At 72.1% G+C, this 16,494-nt stretch carries 17 protein-coding genes; 7 read left to right on the top strand and 10 right to left on the bottom strand.

The features are described 5' to 3' along the window. Position 1: 1 nt before the first annotated feature. Positions 2-1,720, bottom strand: coding sequence for a sensor histidine kinase (locus SNOUR_RS34740; protein ID WP_067359027.1), 1,719 nt, complete (start codon positions 1,718-1,720; stop codon positions 2-4). A gap of 948 nt (positions 1,721-2,668) precedes the next feature. On the opposite strand from SNOUR_RS34740, the gene SNOUR_RS34735 reads away from it, so the two are divergent. Then, positions 2,669-3,124, top strand: coding sequence for a hypothetical protein (locus SNOUR_RS34735; protein ID WP_067355065.1), 456 nt, complete (start codon positions 2,669-2,671; stop codon positions 3,122-3,124). Positions 3,125-3,212: 88 nt separating this feature from the next. On the opposite strand, the gene SNOUR_RS34730 is transcribed toward SNOUR_RS34735, so the two are convergent. From SNOUR_RS34730 to SNOUR_RS34715, 5 genes are all read right to left on the bottom strand, one after another. Then, positions 3,213-4,649: an MFS transporter gene (locus SNOUR_RS34730; RefSeq protein WP_067355063.1), complete on the bottom strand. Its 1,437-nt coding sequence runs from the start codon at positions 4,647-4,649 to the stop codon at positions 3,213-3,215. 109 nt (positions 4,650-4,758) lie between these two features. Further along, on the bottom strand, positions 4,759-4,905 hold the full coding sequence (locus tag SNOUR_RS46520) for a hypothetical protein (protein WP_159425964.1): 147 nt from the start codon (positions 4,903-4,905) through the stop codon (positions 4,759-4,761). A gap of 7 nt (positions 4,906-4,912) precedes the next feature. Beyond that, positions 4,913-5,413: a nucleoside deaminase gene (locus SNOUR_RS34725; RefSeq protein ID WP_067355060.1), complete on the bottom strand. Its 501-nt coding sequence runs from the start codon at positions 5,411-5,413 to the stop codon at positions 4,913-4,915. Between the two features lie 143 nt (positions 5,414-5,556). After that, the gene (gene cynS, locus SNOUR_RS34720) at positions 5,557-6,027 is read right to left on the bottom strand and encodes a cyanase (RefSeq protein WP_067355058.1); all 471 of its coding nucleotides are present in this window, start codon (positions 6,025-6,027) and stop codon (positions 5,557-5,559) included. 130 nt (positions 6,028-6,157) lie between these two features. Then, complete coding sequence (locus SNOUR_RS34715; RefSeq protein WP_067355055.1) at positions 6,158-6,745, bottom strand: carbonic anhydrase; 588 nt, start codon at positions 6,743-6,745, stop codon at positions 6,158-6,160. Between the two features lie 125 nt (positions 6,746-6,870). Between SNOUR_RS34715 and cynR the strand changes: the two genes are divergently transcribed. After that, a complete protein-coding gene (cynR, locus tag SNOUR_RS34710; protein ID WP_067355053.1) occupies positions 6,871-7,779 on the top strand; it encodes a transcriptional regulator CynR in 909 nt (302 codons plus the stop codon). A gap of 147 nt (positions 7,780-7,926) precedes the next feature. Here the strand turns inward: cynR and SNOUR_RS34705 are convergent, their stop codons facing one another. Next, positions 7,927-8,715, bottom strand: a complete 789-nt coding sequence (locus SNOUR_RS34705) for a phytanoyl-CoA dioxygenase family protein (protein ID WP_067355050.1) — start codon at positions 8,713-8,715, stop codon at positions 7,927-7,929. Positions 8,716-8,925: 210 nt separating this feature from the next. Here SNOUR_RS34705 and SNOUR_RS34700 point away from each other — a divergent pair, with 210 nt between their 5' ends. The 5 genes from SNOUR_RS34700 (at position 8,926) to SNOUR_RS34680 (ending at position 13,303) form a co-directional block, all read left to right on the top strand. Further along, positions 8,926-9,351: a BlaI/MecI/CopY family transcriptional regulator gene (locus SNOUR_RS34700; protein ID WP_067355047.1), complete on the top strand. Its 426-nt coding sequence runs from the start codon at positions 8,926-8,928 to the stop codon at positions 9,349-9,351. A 4-nt stretch (positions 9,352-9,355) separates the two neighbouring features. Further along, on the top strand, positions 9,356-10,369 hold the full coding sequence (locus SNOUR_RS34695) for a M56 family metallopeptidase (protein WP_067355044.1): 1,014 nt from the start codon (positions 9,356-9,358) through the stop codon (positions 10,367-10,369). A 232-nt stretch (positions 10,370-10,601) separates the two neighbouring features. After that, on the top strand, positions 10,602-11,930 hold the full coding sequence (locus SNOUR_RS34690; protein ID WP_067355041.1) for an MGDG synthase family glycosyltransferase: 1,329 nt from the start codon (positions 10,602-10,604) through the stop codon (positions 11,928-11,930). Beyond that, positions 11,927-12,700, top strand: coding sequence for a polysaccharide deacetylase family protein (locus SNOUR_RS34685; protein WP_067355039.1), 774 nt, complete (start codon positions 11,927-11,929; stop codon positions 12,698-12,700). Before SNOUR_RS34690 ends, SNOUR_RS34685 begins: the two co-directional genes overlap by 4 nt. Positions 12,701-12,895: 195 nt before the next feature. Then, entirely contained in the window at positions 12,896-13,303 is a 408-nt protein-coding gene (locus SNOUR_RS34680; protein ID WP_067359026.1) for a hypothetical protein, read from the top strand. A gap of 234 nt (positions 13,304-13,537) precedes the next feature. Here SNOUR_RS34680 and SNOUR_RS34675 read toward each other — a convergent pair whose 3' ends face one another. From SNOUR_RS34675 to SNOUR_RS34665, 3 genes are all read right to left on the bottom strand, one after another. Continuing rightward, positions 13,538-15,067, bottom strand: coding sequence for a helix-turn-helix transcriptional regulator (locus SNOUR_RS34675; protein WP_067355036.1), 1,530 nt, complete (start codon positions 15,065-15,067; stop codon positions 13,538-13,540). A 114-nt stretch (positions 15,068-15,181) separates the two neighbouring features. Next, positions 15,182-15,691, bottom strand: a complete 510-nt coding sequence (locus tag SNOUR_RS46515; RefSeq protein ID WP_067355034.1) for a GNAT family N-acetyltransferase — start codon at positions 15,689-15,691, stop codon at positions 15,182-15,184. A gap of 97 nt (positions 15,692-15,788) precedes the next feature. Further along, positions 15,789-16,166: a hypothetical protein gene (locus SNOUR_RS34665; protein ID WP_067355031.1), complete on the bottom strand. Its 378-nt coding sequence runs from the start codon at positions 16,164-16,166 to the stop codon at positions 15,789-15,791. Positions 16,167-16,494: the final 328 nt, after the last annotated feature.

Genomic DNA, 16,494 nt, shown 5'->3' with positions numbered 1-16,494 from the left:
CTCAGCTCCTGACCTCGAAGGACTTCTTCTCGATCAGCTTGCCGTCCTGGAAACAGAACCGGAAAACCGGCTGCATGCTCCAACTGCTGCTGTTCTCGTAGGACATCAGCGTGAGGCATGCGGCGCCCTTGGGTGCGGGCGGTGCTCCTCTCTCCAGATCTTCGGCCAGGAACGAGTTTCCGCGGGGCAGTTTCGCTCGGACTTCCGCTTCCGACTGGCCCACCCGCACCGCGTCGTACTGCTTCGGCTCGATCATGGCCTTGTCGGCCTCCCCCACCAGGAAGACCGCGGCGACGACCCCGAAGACCACCAGCAGTAGGAGGATCAGTGCCGCGATCCCGCAGCCGATGGCGACGCCGCTGCGCTTCGTGTTCCTGCTCATGGCCCTGGCCAGCTCCCTCGGAAGACCGTTCCCGTCGATGACCGGAACACGTTCGCCCAGAGGGCCGGCCGGCATCTGCTCCCGAAAGTCGCCGGTGGGATCGACGAACGTCGTCACCGCATCCCCCGGTGAGCGACCCGCGGCCCCGCCTTCCGGCGAGGCGTAGGGCAGCACGCCCGCCAGCCGGAAGCCACCGTCCGCCGTCGGGCTCGCGTGCACCATGCCGCCGATGAGCCGGGTCCGTTCGCCGAGGCCGGTCAGACCCTGACCACCGCTCACCACGCTCCGGCCGGTCTCCGCCGTCTGCGGGGCGGGGCCGTTCGCGACCTCCACGACCAGCGCGTCCGGCTCGTACCGCAGCTCGATGGTGATCGCAGCCCCCGGGGCGTGCTTGTGGGCGTTGGTCAGCCCCTCCTGGGCGACGCGGTACGCCGCGTGATCCGCGGTCGGGGCGAGCGGGCGAGGTTCGCCGGAGCGTCGCAGCTCCACGGTCGTCCCCACGCTCCGGGACGCCTCCGCCAGGCCCTCGATGCCGACCACCCCGCGCGACGGCGCCGTGTTGCCCTCCTCCCGCACCGCGTGGAGGCCATGGGTGGCGCCTTCCTGGTCGGGCCCCTCCATCCCGTCCCGGAGCAGCCCGACCACCTCGCGCAGCTCGTGCATCGCGGCCACCGACGCCTCGCGCAGCACACCGACGGCTTCCCGTTGCCGTCCGGTCAGTTCCCGGTCCACCTCCAGCGCCCCGGTGTGGACCGAGATGAGGGTGAGGTGATGGCCGAGACTGTCGTGCATGTCCTGCGCGATGCGCTGGCGCTCCCGCATCCGGGCCTGGCCGGCGACCATCGCGCGTTCGCGCAACAGCTGGGCGTTGTACTCCCGCAGGATGTCCGTCAGTGTGCGGCGTTGTGACCAGTAACGGCTGATCAGACCGGGGACGACGATCATGACCAGCAGCAGCGGGACGGCGAGGGTAAGGGTCATCGTGAGGGAGAGCGGCTCCTTCAGGAGGCCCAGGCCGAGGCTGAGGACGTATGCGGCGGCGAAGGCGCCGGCCGCCTTGCCGACCCCCTCGATCCGCCGCCCGGCCGACCAGGCGGCGACCGGGAGCAGCAGGATGAGGCCGTCGAACTCGGCCATGCCGGTAGCGGTGATCAGAAGCACGGTGGCGGGCAGGACCCGGCGCAGGGGCGAGAGCAGCGCGGCGGCCAGACCCACGGCGACGACCCGTACGATCCCGGCGTCGGACACCGACCCCGACGGGATCTCGACAGCCGCCGCCAACAGCCCGAGCAACGCACACAGCAGCGTTTCGCCCACGATGCGCCCGGAAGTCCACATCCCCGGGGCGAAGAGTGCCCTGACCGGATCGGTAAGCCGCCGGGGCGCCGAGCGCAGCGCCGCTGCCAGCGCCTGGCGGGCCGAAGCCGAAAGGTCCATATGTTCCACACGTGTCACGCGGCCACGGTAGGCGGCCGCCGCCGGACACCGCATTCGCCGTTGGTCGCGACGGCCGACGACTTAAGTCGCTCATCGAGAAACCTGCGTGGCGCGGTACGGATCGGGCCCAGGGCGGCGACAACCGTACGACGACGTGCGGGCGAAGCTGCCTGAGTTCCGCAAGGCGTCACCGGTCTTCGGCGAGTTCACGGCCTGGGGCCTGACCGGCTGCACCGACTGACCGGTCGCCGGCAGGACCGGCAAGACCGAGGTCGGCGCCAAGGGCTCGTAGCACCGCCCGCGCCCAGGAGGCGCGAAGGGGCTGAATCGCAACACCCCGGCTATCGGGGTTGGCGGCCCGGGTGCAGGTGTCAGCGGGCGATCCAAACCCCGCGAACCAACGTCGTATGCGGCTCAACACCAGGGTGCCCCTCTCTCTGGGTGACGTCGGCCGCGGGGAGCGTGACCTCGGTGGCCGAATGACCGTTGACGGATTGCACCCGGCCGTCGACCCCCGGGGTATCCGCTCGCCGCGTGCGCCCTGGGGCCCGGCTCGTCCTGGGGCCCGGTCGGTCCCTGCGTGCCTTGCTGTCCGCGGAGCCGATCAGGGATGCGGGCCAGTCGGGCCGGGTGCCCTTGAAGCCTTCCGTGACGGCCACTTCGTACGCGGAAGTGCCAGGCACGGAAACGTTGTTCGGCTTGGTGGGGTCGGTCGGCGCGGTGTCGGCGCGGCCGACCTCGGACGCCTCGGCGGGCAGAACGTGCCGATCCCCCTTTGACGAGCTTCGTCACCTCAGATCGACGGAACAACCTGCGAAACCCGGAACTCGCTGGCTCACCGTCGACGGCGTGCAGCTGCGGCACGGGCGGGCGGACCGCGTCCTGATCGCGGGCTCCGCCCGGTCTGCGCTTCTCCTGGCCTGCTTCGACGACACCTTGTGCGAGCACGACTTCCGGACCATCGTGGGTTGGCCACGCGACGAATTCCACGCCTTGGCGGCGAAGTGCGAGGTCCTGGACGCCGAGGGGCTGCGAGCCGAGATCTTCCGTGCTCGTGCATCGGGGGACGGTCTCCGGCGCCGCAAGCTGCTGACCTTCGCCCTTGACCACATGGACATGGGCCCGACCAGCAGGGACGTGGAGTCGGCAGAGCGGGGCCTTGCGGAACTGGCCGACACCTGCGACGTGGAGATGCTCACAGATCTGCTCGCAAGAGTTCGGGGCAGGGTGCTGGCATCTCCACCATCTCCACGCCGCTCCAGGGGACCGAGGTCCGGACTCCGTGGCCAACGGCCCCACCGGTGAAGGTCGTTCGTCCGCCGCGCCTTTGCCGCCCGTCCGGGACGGCGGGGGGCACGGCTGTGTGCGGGGCTTGGCCCGGGGGCCGTGTCGATTACACGCTGGCCCGCGAAGTCTGCCGTCGGTGTCGGCTGGTTTTCCTCGGTGCTGTGCTGGGAGGGGTGTTGCGGTGGGTGTGGTGCCGGGTGAGGGTGGCCAGGGCTGCGATGGTGAGGCCGCAGCCGGTGATGATCCACCAGGCGGGGCGGCTGGCGTGGTCGAACGTGGTGGCGGTGTAGCCGGTGGCCGGGAGGGTGGCGCCGGTGACGGCGACGCCGAGGGCGCTGCCGATCTGGCGGCTGGTGGTGGTGATGGCGGAGGCCACGCCGGCCTGGGCGCGGGGCATACCGGAGACGGCGGTGTGGGTGATGGGGGCGTTGACGAGTCCGAAGCCGATGCCGAAGAGGAGGTAGCAGGCCAGGAGGAGCGGGGTGTGTTGCTGGGCGCCGAGGAGGGCCAGGAGTCCGGCGAGGGTGGTGGCGGTGCCGGAGAGCACCAGGGGCAGGTGGGGGCCGCGGGTGGCGGTGAGGTGTCCGGCCAGGGGTGGGCAGGCGATGGTCATGGTGGCCATGGGCAGCAGGTAGAGGCCGGCCTGCCAGGCGTGAAGGCCGCGGGCGTCCTGGAGGTCGAGGGCGGTGAGGAAGAGGAAGCCGCTCAGGGCGGCGAAGGCGCACACGGCGCTGAGGGCGGCTGCGGTGAACGGGGGTTGGCGGAAGAAGCGCAGTTCGATCAGCGGTTCGCGCTGGGCGAGTTCGGTGATGATCAGCGCGGGCAGTGCCACGGCGGCGGTGACGGCGCAGGCCAGTACCTGGGGGGAGGTCCAACCCGTGGCCGGGCCCTGGATGATCGCGTAGACGCTGGTGGCGAGCAGCACGACGATGAGGAGTTGGCCGAGCGCGTCCAGGGGGCGGGGGTGCGGGGCGCGGGATTCGGGCACCTGGCCGGTCAGGGCCAGTGCGAGGAGGCCGATGGGCAGGTTGATCAGGAAGATCCAGCGCCAGCCGACGGTGTCGACCAGTAGCCCGCCGAGCAGGGGGCCGACGGCCATGGTGATGCCCTGGACCGCGCTCCAGACGCCGATGGCGCGGGCGCGTTCGCGGCGGTCGGTGAAGACGTTGGTGATGAGGGCCATGGCGACGGGGGTGAGCATGCAGCCGCCGACGGCCTGGAGGGCACGGAAGGCGACCAGCCAGCCGAGGCCGGGAGCCAGGGAGCACAGCAGGGAGGCGGTGGTGAACAGGGCGAGCCCGGCGCGGAAGACGCGGCGGCGGCCTATGCGGTCGCCGGTCGAGCCGGCGAGCAGCAACAGGGCGGAGAGCACGACGAGGTAGGCGTCGACGGTCCACTGCAGTCCGGCGGTGGAGGCGTCGAAGTCGCGCTGGATGGCCGGCAGTGCGGTGTTCAGGGCGGTGTTGTCGAGGCTGACGAGGAACAGGGCTGAGCAGCAGACGGCAAGGACCAGCTGCCGCTGCCTTGGGGACGGCTCGGACACGGCATCACCTCGGTGGAGGACGTTCGGGACGGGGTGTGGGCGCGGACGAGCACAGCGGTGGTGCACCGGCCCCGGGACGGAAGGGGTGAGGCCGGTGCACCGTCGGGGTTCACCAGCGCAGGAGTCCGCCGGTGGCCGCGAGGTGGTCGAGCACCTCGTGGGTGGTGGCTCGGGGGCGGTGGCCGTGGGTGCGGGTGACGAGGAGCCGGCCCTCGTCGAGCCGGGGCCGGGCCACCTTCTCGGACGCCTCGGGCACCGGGGCCTCAGTCGGCGGTCGGGACGCCCGCGACGCGGCGCTCGCCGCCGTTGCGCTCCTGCCAGAACCGGTACACCTCGACGGCGTCCTCGCGCTCCTCGTAGCGCATCGGCAGCCTGCGGTCCTGCCAGGGCTTGGCGAACTCGTCGTAGAAGGTGTCCAGCTCGAAGTACTTGCGGTCGTCGACGTAGTGGGGCTCGTAGGCGTCGCGGGTGGTGAGGAAGACGACCTCGTCCGGCGAGCAGTAGTACAGCGAGCCCAGGCACATCGGGCAGGGGTGCGCGAGTACGTAGATGGTGGTGCCGGTCAGGTGCTCGGTGCCCAGCTTCATGCATGCCTCGCGGATGGCGAGGATCTCCGCGTGGGCGGTGGGGTCGTTGGTCTGGGCGACCTTGTTGGGGCTCTCGGCGAGGATCTTGCCGTCCTTGACGATGACGGTCGCGAACGGGCGGCCGCCCTCGGCGACGTTCTGGCGGGCGATGTCGATGGTGCGCTGGACGAAGTCCATGAAGGGTCCTCCAAAGAGGGAAGGGGGATGCGAGGCCGCGGGCAGGCGGCTTCGCGGGGTTCGGGGAACAGGGCGGGGCGGGCCGGAAGGCTGTTTCCGGCCCGCCCCGTTGCCGTCCGTCTGCGACGCCGTGCCGGCGCCGGTCAGAAGGGCTTGGTCGGCAGGTACTTGCCGTCCAGGGTGATGACGGCGCGCTCGCCGCCGTCGGGGTCGGCGACCTTCTTCACGTCGAGCTTGAAGTTGATCGCGGAGATGATGCCGTCCCCGAACTCCTCGTGGACCAGGGCCTTGAGGGTCGTGCCGTAGACCTGGAGCATCTCGTAGAAGCGGTACATGGTCGGGTCGGTCGGGATCCGGTTCGGCATCGAGCCGCGGACCGGGATGGTCTGCAGCAGCATCACCGCGTCCTCGTCCAGGCCCAGCAGCTCGGCGACGGCCTTCGCGGAGTCCTCCGGCAGGGGGTGCTGGCCGAGGACGGCGGCGGTGGTGAAGGCCACCGACAGACCGGATGCCTCGGCGATCTGCTTCCAGGAGAGGTTCTTGCGGGTCTTGGCCTCCACGGCCTTGGCGGCCAGGGCCTCACGAGCGGTCTGCTCGAACTGGGCGTGCACCATGATCAGTACGTCCTCTTCTCAGATGTGCCACTCCACGAACAGGGGTGGGGTGAAGTGGCGAGTGGGTGGGGTGGAAACGGGTTCCCGGCACGCTGTCGTCGTCGCGGACCGGGAACCGGAACCGGGAGGGTCAGGCCGAGAGCGCCGGGCCGGCGGCGGCCAGGTCCTCCATGCGACCCGTGGGGATGTCGTAGACCCAGCCGTGCAGGGCGACCTTCCCCTCCGCCAGGGCCTTGGCGACCGAGGGGTGCGTGGCCAGGTTCGCCAGCTGGGCGAGCACGTTCTGCCGCACCAGGGCGGGAACGTCACCGGCAGCGGTGGTGCGAGCCTGGGAAGCGTCCGCGTGCCGCAGCCAGGCGGCGACCGCCGGGGCGCCGCTGAGGTCGTGGCCCTGGGCCAGGGCGGTCATCGCGCCGCATGCGGAGTGACCGCAGACGACGATGTCCTGCACGCCCAGCGCGGCGACGGCGTACTCGATGCTCGCCGCGACCCCGTCGGCCTCAGTCGTATAGGCGGGGACCAGGTTGCCGGCGGTGCGGACGACGAACAGGTCGCCCGGCTCGGTGCCGGTGATCAGCTCGGGCACGACGCGGGCGTCGGAGCAGCTGATGAACAACGTGTGCGGGGTGTGATGCGTGGCCAGATGCGCGAAGAGCTCTGCCTTGGCCGGGAAGACGTCCCTCTGGAAACGGGCGACGCCCTCGGTGAGGTCCTGCATGGGTCACTCCCTCCGGGTGGTGATCTACCCCTGTGGGCTGGTGAGATCCACCATGCATGACCTGTATCTATAGTGTCCAAGAGCCATTAACCATAGAAGCTATTAGCCCCATCTATAGTTTCCCCATGGCTGCTCTCGAACTGCGTCATCTGCGCTATCTGCTCGCCGTGTCCGAACACGGCAACTTCACCCGCGCCGCCGAAGAGCTGCACATCTCCCAGCCCACGCTCTCCCAGCAGATCAAGCAGCTGGAGCGGACCCTGGGCGTGCAGCTGCTGGACCGCACCGGCCGCACGGTACGACTCACCGACGCCGGCGCCGTCTACACCGACCATGCCCGGCGCGCACTGCGCGACCTGGCCGCCGCCGAACGCGCCGTCCACGACGTCCAGGACCTCTCCCGCGGCCACCTGCACCTGGGTGTCACCCCCACGTTCACCGCCTACCTGATCGGCCCGCTCACCGCCGAGCTCCACACCCGCCACCCCGGCGTCGGCCTCACCCTGACGGAGATGCCCCAGGACCGCATCGAAGCGGCCCTGCTCGCCGACGACCTCGACCTGGGCATCGCCTTCGCCGGCCCCCACCTGCCCGGCATCACCGCCACCCCGCTGTTCACCGAGACCCTCAGCCTCGTCGCCGGCACCCCGCGCGCCCGGGCGATGCCGGACCCGCTACCCGCCCGCGCCCTCAAGGACGAGCAACTCGCCCTGCTCAGCGGCGACTTCGCCACCCGTGGCCACATCGACGCCTACTTCGCCCGCCATCAGGTCGCCCCCCGCATCACGATCGAGGCCAACTCCATCCAGGCCCTCACCGAAATCGTCCAACGCACCACCCTCGCCACCGTCCTGCCCGACGCCATCACCCACGACCACCGCCACCTCACCCCCATCCCCCTCGACCCGCCCCTGCCCACCCGCACCGTCACCCTCCTGCACCGCACCGACGCCTACCGAAGCGCCGCCACCCATGCCTTCGCCGACCTCACCCACGACCTCATCCGCACCCGCGGCTACGCCCCGCCCCTGTGAATCCACGCGCCTGGGGCACCTCGCGGACCGGTGAAGCTGATGACCAGTCACTGCCGTGATCTCGGCGGCCAGTTCGGTGGTCACCGTGGTGTGCGGCGCCCCCCTTCACCACCCAACCCTCAACCGTGACCGCTTGGTTATCGCTGATCAGCTTGGTTGGGAGCAGGTGTCCTGCCCCAGGCCCCGACGGATCGCGATCTCCACGGGCGAGTACGCGCCGTCAGCCCGTTCCAGTTCGTACGGCGTGGCCGGCATCAGCGGCGGCTGGGCCATGAAGCGCGGCCGCGCCCCATGGTGCGGTTGCGCCGCGTGCACCAGGAACGGATGGCACAGGAAGACGTCGCCCGGGGCCCCGGTGGCGAGGGCGAGTGGCCGGTGGTCGGACGCCGTCACCAGATCGGGCGCCAGGGCCAGCCCGCTCGCCCCGTCCTCCCCGTACTCCGCCAGCACCTTCGGCACGTCGAGGTGTGAGCCGACCCGGATCCGGGTCGGGGCGTCCTCCTCACCGACCTCGCTGAACAGGAACAGCATCAGCAACGCCCGGCCCCGGGAGCGCAGATTCGCGAAGTACCAGCTCTCGCCCTCCGGCAGATAGCTCCCCTCGATGTGCCAGCCCGCGTCGTCCGGCTCCTCCTCGTGCGGGAAGCGCAGCGGGAACGAGCCCAGCGAGTAGCGCGGCTCCCAGCGTCCCGCGCCGACGAGCAGGTCGTACGCGCGATGCAGGGAAGGGGAGTTGGGCGCGGCGGCGAACGGCCCCTGCGCCAGACCCGCCACCCAGTGCACGGGCTGCGTCCACGTCGCCGGATCGTCCGGGTCGCAGCCCGTCTCCCGCCACAGCAGCCGCGCGCAGTCCGCGGCCACGCGCGGCGCGACGGCGCCCTCCAACTTCACGAAGCCGTCGCGGAGGAAGCGGGATACCAAGGTCGTGTCGTCCATGCCCTCATCGTGCGGCGACGCCGCTCCCGTTCACCCGACATTTTCCGCACCGCCTGTGTCGGGTGTTCAGCGAGTCGAGCCGCGGACGCCGGTTCGCGGGCGCGTCCGTCGCGTAGGAGCGCCCGCGGGACGTCGACCACAGGAGATAGGCCATGGCGCGCAGGTGGCCGAGTAGCCTGTGCGGAGGGATGGCGAAGGAAGGCGACAGCGGTGGACCGAAGTGACGAGGAGGCCCGCCAGGCATCCGGCAGGCGGGCGCGCGGTGAACTGGAGAGCGATGTGCTCGCCGCACTCTGGGCCGCTCGCGGTCCGCTGACTGCGCGCGAGACGCAGGAACGGCTGCCGGGCGACCTGGCCTACACGACCGTCATGACGATCCTGTCGCGGCTGCATGACAAGGGCATGCTCATTCGACACCGCGAGGGCCGCGGGTACGCCTACGAGCCGGCCCGGGACGAAGCGTCCCATACCGCCCAACGCATGCACTCGCTGCTGGAGGGCGGCTCCGACCGAGAGGCGGTGCTCGCCCGTTTCGTCTCGGAGTTGTCCGCGCAGGACGAGCACCTGCTGCAACAGTTGCTGACCGGGCACGGCGAACCACCCGCCGAGAGCGAGCGCTCCCCCAGGAACCGGTGACCCCGTGCTGGTCAGCGTCTACGTCCCGTTCCTCGTCACCGCCGCACTCGCGGTGCTCGCACCCCCCATCGCACGTCGGCTGCCTCCGCGCCCGGCCGCCCGGGCACTGGTCTGCGTCGCGCTCGTCACGGCGGTCGGCTGGACCGGATCGCTCGCCCTGCTGGCCTTCACCGGCGTGGCGCAGATTCCGCAGATCGCGAAGGAAGGTCACTGGTCCGTGGCCGTCCTGCGCGCCGAGGACCCGGTCCACCTCGCCGTCGCGGCCGGCAGCGCGCTGGCACTGGCGACGGGCCTCGTGTCGTTGGGCGTGGCCGCCGTACGCCAGGTTCGCCACCTGATCCGGGCACGACAGGAGTGCGCCGACCTGCCCGGGCGGACGGAGCTGGCCGTCGTCGACGACGATGTCCCGCTGGCCTTCGCACTGCCCGGGGCGCCCGGGCGGATCGTGGTGTCCCGCGGGATGCTGCGCTGCCTGGACGACGACGGACGCGCGGCCCTGCTCGCACACGAGCGGGCACATCTGACCGGGCGCCACCACCTCTTCCAGGGCCTTTGGCGACTTGCCGCGGCCCTGAACCCGCTGCTGCGGCCGCTGGCCGCCGCGGGCGGTTTCGTCCTGGAACGGTGGGCCGACGAGGAAGCCGCGGCGCGTGTCGGCGACCGCCGGGTCGTCGCCCATGTCGTCGCGCGCGCCGCGCGCGCCTCCGCCGCCGCGGCCCGTCCCCCGGCACTGGCCGCTACCGGCGGGGCGGTACCGCAGCGGGTGAAGGCCCTGCTGTCCCCGCCTCCCGCCCGCCGGAGGCTGCCCTTCGCGGCGGGCGGTCTGCTGCTGGCTCTCTGCTGCGCGAGCCTGGCCAATGCCGCGTCCGACAACGATCGGATGCTGGACAACGCGCAGTGGGCGCAGTGCGCGGCGTACGACGACACCGCGCGCTCATGGCCGGCCGAACACGAGGTGCGGCCGGGCCTGCACTGCATGGATCGCGATCGACGGGAACACGAGGAACGCCGCTCGTAATCGGCGCGGCGTCCGAGCCCGCTCCCCTCACTCGGGGCACCCACTCCCCAAGTTCTACATCATGTAGTAGCTTCGGCCTTCGACGCTGCCGCAATCAGCCATGGCCCGGATCCGCATCGAGGCCCGACCTCGGCCTGTGCGCGGTACCGCCCGCCCGGAGTGCACCCATCTCGCACCCCGCATTCCGTGCACTCCATGCATTTCACGCATTCCGCCAGGAGGCTGATCGACCGTGCCCGAGCGTGACCAACTGCTGCCGGGCTCGCCTCCCTCCGTAGGACCGCAGGGGACGGGCCGCCACCGCATCGTCGTCATTTCCGCGAGCGTCGGCGCGGGCCACGACGGGGCGGCGGACGGGCTGACCTCCCGGCTGGCCGCACAGGGATTCCTGGTGGACCGGTACGACTTCCTCGACCTGCTGCCCGCGCGCACGGGCAAGCTGCTGCGCGACGCCTACCACCGACTGCTGACCCGGGCACCGGAGAGCTACCAACGCCTCTACCAGGCCACGGAGCACGCTCCGCGCCCCGGAGCGGTCTGGCGGGCACTGTTCCGCAGTGCCGAACACCGCACCCTTGCCGCACTCCCGCCGGACACGACCGCGGTCATCTCGACCTACCCGGGAGCCAGTCAGGTCCTCGGCGCACTGCGGCGGCGCGGTGTGCTGAAGGTGCCGGCCTACACCTTCCTGACCGACTTCTCCGTCCACGCCCTCTGGATCGCCCCGGGCGTCGACGCGCACCTGGCCGTGCACCCGATACCCGCGGCCCAGGCCCACGCCCGGGGCGCCGCCGCCGTCACCGTCGTCGGCCCGGTCACCGATGCGCGCTTCGCCCCCGTCATCGGCGGACAACGATCCGCCGCACGGGCCCGGTTCGGCCTCCCCGAACAGGCGCCCCTGGCCCTGCTGGTCGCCGGGTCGTGGGGCGTCGGAGCGGTGCGGCAGGCCGCCGCCGAGATACAGGAGACGGGGGTCGCGGTGCCGGTGGTGGTGTGCGGGCGCAACCAGGCTCTCGTCGAGCAGTTGCGGCAGGACGGCATCGCCCACGCCTTCGGCTGGGTGGACGACATGCCCGGCCTGATGCACGCCTGCGACGTACTGGTCCAGAACGCCGGCGGGCTGACCGCACTGGAGGCGTTCGCCTCCGGGCTACCAGTGGCCAGCTACCGCTGCATCCCCGGCCACGGCCGCACCAACGCCCAGGCACTGGAGGAGGCGGGCCTGGCGGCCTGGATCCGCACCGCCGACGACCTGCGCCCCGTGCTCGCCGAGCTTCTGCACGAGCCACGAGGCAGGGCCCAACGCCTGGCAGGTATCGCCCTGCACCGAGCCGCCCCCGGCCCGGTACCGGCGATCACCGCCCGAGCCAGACACCGGCTCGCACCCCCCGCGCCGTCGCCCACGGTGCGCCACCCGGGCAGGCGACGGCTCGCCCTGGCCGCCGCCACCGCAGTGGCCACCGTCTCGCTGGGCGTCGCCGCGCCGCTGACCTACGCCTACGCCAAGGCACCCGCCCACTTCACCACCGTCGCCCACTACTTGGACGGAGACGACCGATGACCCCGGCCCGCGCCGCACTGCTCGCCTCGGCCACGGTCCTGCCGGGGCTTGCCGCCCTGCACGCCGCCCCCGTGGTCTCCACTTTCGGTCCACTGCGCAACACGGCCATGCCCCGTCTGGCCGGGCAGGGCCGCCCCGACCACGTCGCTCTCACCTTCGACGACGGACCCGACCACCTCTCGACCCCGCACTTCCTCCGCCTTCTCGAGGCACGCGGGATCCACGCCACCTTCTTCCTGCTCGGTTCGATGCTGCTCCGCTCGCGCGGCCTGGCGAAGGAGATGGCCGCCGCCGGGCACGAACTCGCCGTCCACGGTTGGCAGCACCGCCCGCTGCTGCTCCGCGGCCCCCGCGCCACCTGGGACGACATCGCCCGCGCCCACGACGCCGTGGCCGATGTCACCGGCCGACCACCAGCGCTCTTCCGGCCTCCGTACGGGGTGATGACCACCGCCGCCCATGTCGCCTGCCGCCGCCTCGGGCTGACCCCGGTGCTGTGGACCTGCTGGGGCGAGGACTGGCGCAAACGCGCCACCGCGCACTCCGTCCGGAACACCGTCCTGCAGGATCTGCGCGGTGGCGGCACCATCCTGCTCCACGACTCCGACTGCACCTCCGCCACCGGCTCCTGGCGCACCACCCTCCGGGCCCTACCGCGCATACTCGACAGCTGCCAGGCACGCGGCTGGCACGTCGGCCCCCTGCGGGAACACGGCATCCCCGGCCTCCCCGACACCGCCGATCGGAACACGATCCACACGTTGCGGTAGTCCACGCCGGCACGAGGAACCGGGGAACGCCCACACTGCCGCCCGTCCCTCTGCGCTCGCCGTCCCGCACCGGTACGCAGACGTCTTCGCGGACCACCGATCCTGAACGACTCTTCGAGGCACGTGCCTCGCTACCCTGGTGCGGGCCATGACAGACCGAGGTATCGGGGGCGGGCTGTGGTAGGTCGCCTGAGCTTGAGGCGGGCATATCGCGAGTGGCATCGGCGCAGGGAGTGGCACAGGCACCTGGGCTCCCTGGAGCCGTGGCTGATCGCCGCCGCGCGCAAGGCCGTCTTCCACGGCGTTGTCGAAGCGCAGGGCTCTCCCTCGGGGCGTGCGTTCGTCGGTGTCCGAGACGTCCTCGCCCAGGTCCGCCGCGACCTGCACCAACAGGCCGCTCTGGGCGCCCTGCTCTCGGCGAGATCCCTCGGGGCCACCTTGGATGACGCGCTCGACGAGGCGCGGGCGGACGAGCGGCGGGCGGGCAACTTGGAGATCCCTGCCTGGACGGCTGCGGCAGCGCTGCGGCGGCATCTGGAGATGCGTCAGCTCCCGATCGACACGGACGCATACGATCCCGTCCACGAGCGCCCCGATGCCTAGGGTGATGCGCCTGAAATGTCGAGGTTCAAGTCCACGGCCAGATCCCGGAGCCCGGAGCCCCGGCAGTGCCGCTGTGGGGGCGGCCCGCTGGTCGTCGGAGAGAGCGGCACGGACTCCGGCGAACGACGCCTCGTTGTGAAGGCGTTCCGGTCGACGTCCGATGAACAGCGCCGTGAACCCGCCGCGCCTGGCCCCGTTCGGTCCGCTCCGCCCAGTCGCTTCCGCCCGCATCGGCTACTCGGCGAGGATGTCGGCGAGTTGGGTGCGGGAGCCGATGCCGAGTTCGGGGAACGCCCGGTAGAGGTGGTGGCCCACCGTGCGCGGGCTCAGTAGGAGCTGGGTGGCGATCTCCCGGTTGGTCGCGGCGAGTCGCACCACCTCACGCTCCTGTGGACTCAGCCGTGCGATCGGGGAGTCCGCGGCGAGCGTCGGGTCGTGGTGCTCGCCGGCGGCCCGCAGCTCGGTCCGGACCCGCCGCGCCCACGGCTGCGCGCCCACTCGGTCGAAGCGTTCCGGTGCGGCGCGCAGTCGGTCGCGGGCGTCGAGCTTGCGGCGCCGGCTGCGCAGCCACTCGCCGTAGAGCAGCTCGGTGCGGGCGCGTTCGAAGCTGTCGTCGGCCGGGTGCAGGTCGAGGGCGGCGCGGTAGTGCTCCTCGGCCCGGGGATCCGGTCCGGTCAGGGCCCGGAAGCGGCGGGACCGCGCGCCGACCGCGGGCTGTCGGAGGGCGTCCGCGCACGCCGCGAGGGCCTGCGCGTGCCCGGTGCCGTCCAGCGTCCGTGCCAATGCCCGGTGCGCCGCGATGCGCTCCGCGAGCGGCGCGTGCCGACAGGCGGCGAACCGGACCAGCGGATGCCTGAAACGCAGCCTCGATCCGGAGACGGTCAGCAGCCCGGCCCGTTCGGCGGGCGCCAGATCGTCGGCCGACCCCCCGGACCGGGCTGCCGCCGCCAGTACCGCGGCCAGATCCCCGGTGTCGTCCGCGGCGGCCACCGCGAGGATCCGACGGGTGGCCTCGGGCAGCCGACGGACCTGCTCGGCGAGCGCCTCCTGCAGGTGGCTCGGGAGCGCCGGCGGCGCCTCCGGCAGCGCCAGCGGCCCCAGTTGACCGGACCGCTGCGCCGGGGTGAGCGCTGCGGACAGCTCCCGCAGCGCCAGCGGATTGCCCTGCGCCTGGTCGATGATCCGCTCGGCGACGTGCGGCGCGAGCCCGGGCAGCAGCGCCGCGGCCGCGGTCCGGTCGATGCCGGAGATGTGCAGTCGGGGCAGCGCCCTGGCCGCGCTGCCCGGCAGGTCGCCGCGGGCGGCGAAGAGCATCGCGACGCCCTCGGCGCGCAGTCTGCGGGCGGCGAACGCCAGCACGTCCACGGACGGTTGGTCCAGCCACTGCAGGTCGTCGACGAGGCACAGCAGGGGCGTGTCGGCGGCGGCCTCGGCGAGGGCGACGGTCAGCCGGTCCCGCACCGGCGCGTCGACGAGGCCGGAGACCGAGCGCAGCGCCTGGGCCTGCGGGGCAGGCAGTCGGTCGAGCACCTGAAGGACCGGCAGGAAGAGCTGGTGCAGCCCGCTGAAGCCCAGCTCCATCTCGGACTCGATGCCCTCGACGCGCAGCACCCGCAGGCCCTGCGCGCGGGCGGCGGCGTGCTCCAGGAGCGCGGTCTTGCCGATGCCGGCCTCGCCGTGCAGCAGCAGGGCGCCGCTCTCACCGCACCGGGCGTCGGCGAGCAGCAGCTCGATCCGCCGCAGCTCCTCGTCGCGTCCCTGCATCCGTGCCCCCGCGGGTCCGCCAACCCGGCCAGCGTCGGGCCTCGTTGATCGCCACTGTACGCGGACCGGGCGGGGCGGACCGGGACGCATCCGGGAGGGCGGCGACCGCTGCTCCTACGACGCTCGCTCCGGCTCGGCCACCGGCGCCGACCAGATCATCCGGATCTCCGTGGTCCGGTAGCCGGCCCGCGCGAAGGCCGCCGCCATCGGTGCGTTCCCGGTGTCGGTGGTGGCGGTGATCAGTTTGGCGCCCGCCTGCGCATGGCTCCGGGTGACCTCGGCGAGCAGGTCGTCCACATAGCCGCGGCCGCGGAACTCGGGCAGCACGCCGAGGAATCCGACGTTCCGGGCGTACGGCGTCGCGGAGGGGATCGCCAGTCCGGCGAGCCGCCCGTCGGGGCCGTACGCCAGCCGCCACCACTCCCGTTCGCCCGGGCAGCCGCGGTAGAACTCCCACTCCTCTCGGGCGGCCGCCTCGACACCCCTCGCGGCGACGTTCCGGCGGGTCTCCTCGTCCAAGCTGCCGACCGCGATCCGCCGGACCGTCCTGAGGAACTCCTCGTCGGAGGCCGGGGCGAAGCTGAGCCGGCTGTCGCCCCCGGCAGCGCAGCGCCGCTCGTCCACTCCAACTGCAGCCGCTCCACCTCGTGGCCGAGGCCGGCGGCCCGCGCGGCGGTCCGCGCGGCCTCTGACGGACGAGTGCGGTTCCGCGGCACCGGCCTCAGTGGCAGAAGCTTCGCTTGACCGCATCGACGATCTTCTGCCCCCTGTCGTGCACGGACTCTTGCTCATCGAGTCCGCGGAAGGACGCCTCCGCGTTCTTGGCCGTGGTTGCCGGGTCCTTGCCAGCGGTGATGTCGGCGCAAACCTCCATGGCGTGGCGGACCGCGGGGCCCGTCCGGCGGACGTATCCGAAGTCGATGGCCTCCAGAGCCCGGTAGAGCTCCTGCCGCTGGGTTGCGTCCGGACTGGGCGCGACGGTCGGCGCGGTGGCCACGGCCTCCGGAGAAGACGAGGAATCGCTGCCGCCGGAGCAGGCGGTGAGGAGGAGCGCGGCTGCGGCCATTGCCGCCCCGCCCATGATCTTGTTGTTGTGCATCCGCACATCTTGCCGGATCCCTCGCGGTGGTCGTCCGGACGGACTGCTCGATGACCGATGCATCCGAAATGGCCTCGCCTTCCCGCGTCCGCATGGGGATCTCCCCGGTCGCCGAGCGGATGGCCGTCAGGTGCGACGGCGCGCCCACCCCTCAAGCACGGCCCGCTGGGCGTCAGTTACCGACAACGGCGGCATCTTCGAGCCAAGGCGCCCCACACTCAACTCACGATCCACGGTGTCCGCTCACCTCCACGCGAGCAGCCTCGCCTCTCGTCGCCCGAGGCCCGCACGCCGTCGGCACACCGTAGGGCGGGAAGGAGAACCCGCG

This window comes from Streptomyces noursei ATCC 11455 (assembly GCF_001704275.1).
GTDB lineage: Bacteria > Actinomycetota > Actinomycetes > Streptomycetales > Streptomycetaceae > Streptomyces > Streptomyces noursei.
This window is presented reverse-complemented; position numbering and strand designations above follow the sequence as displayed.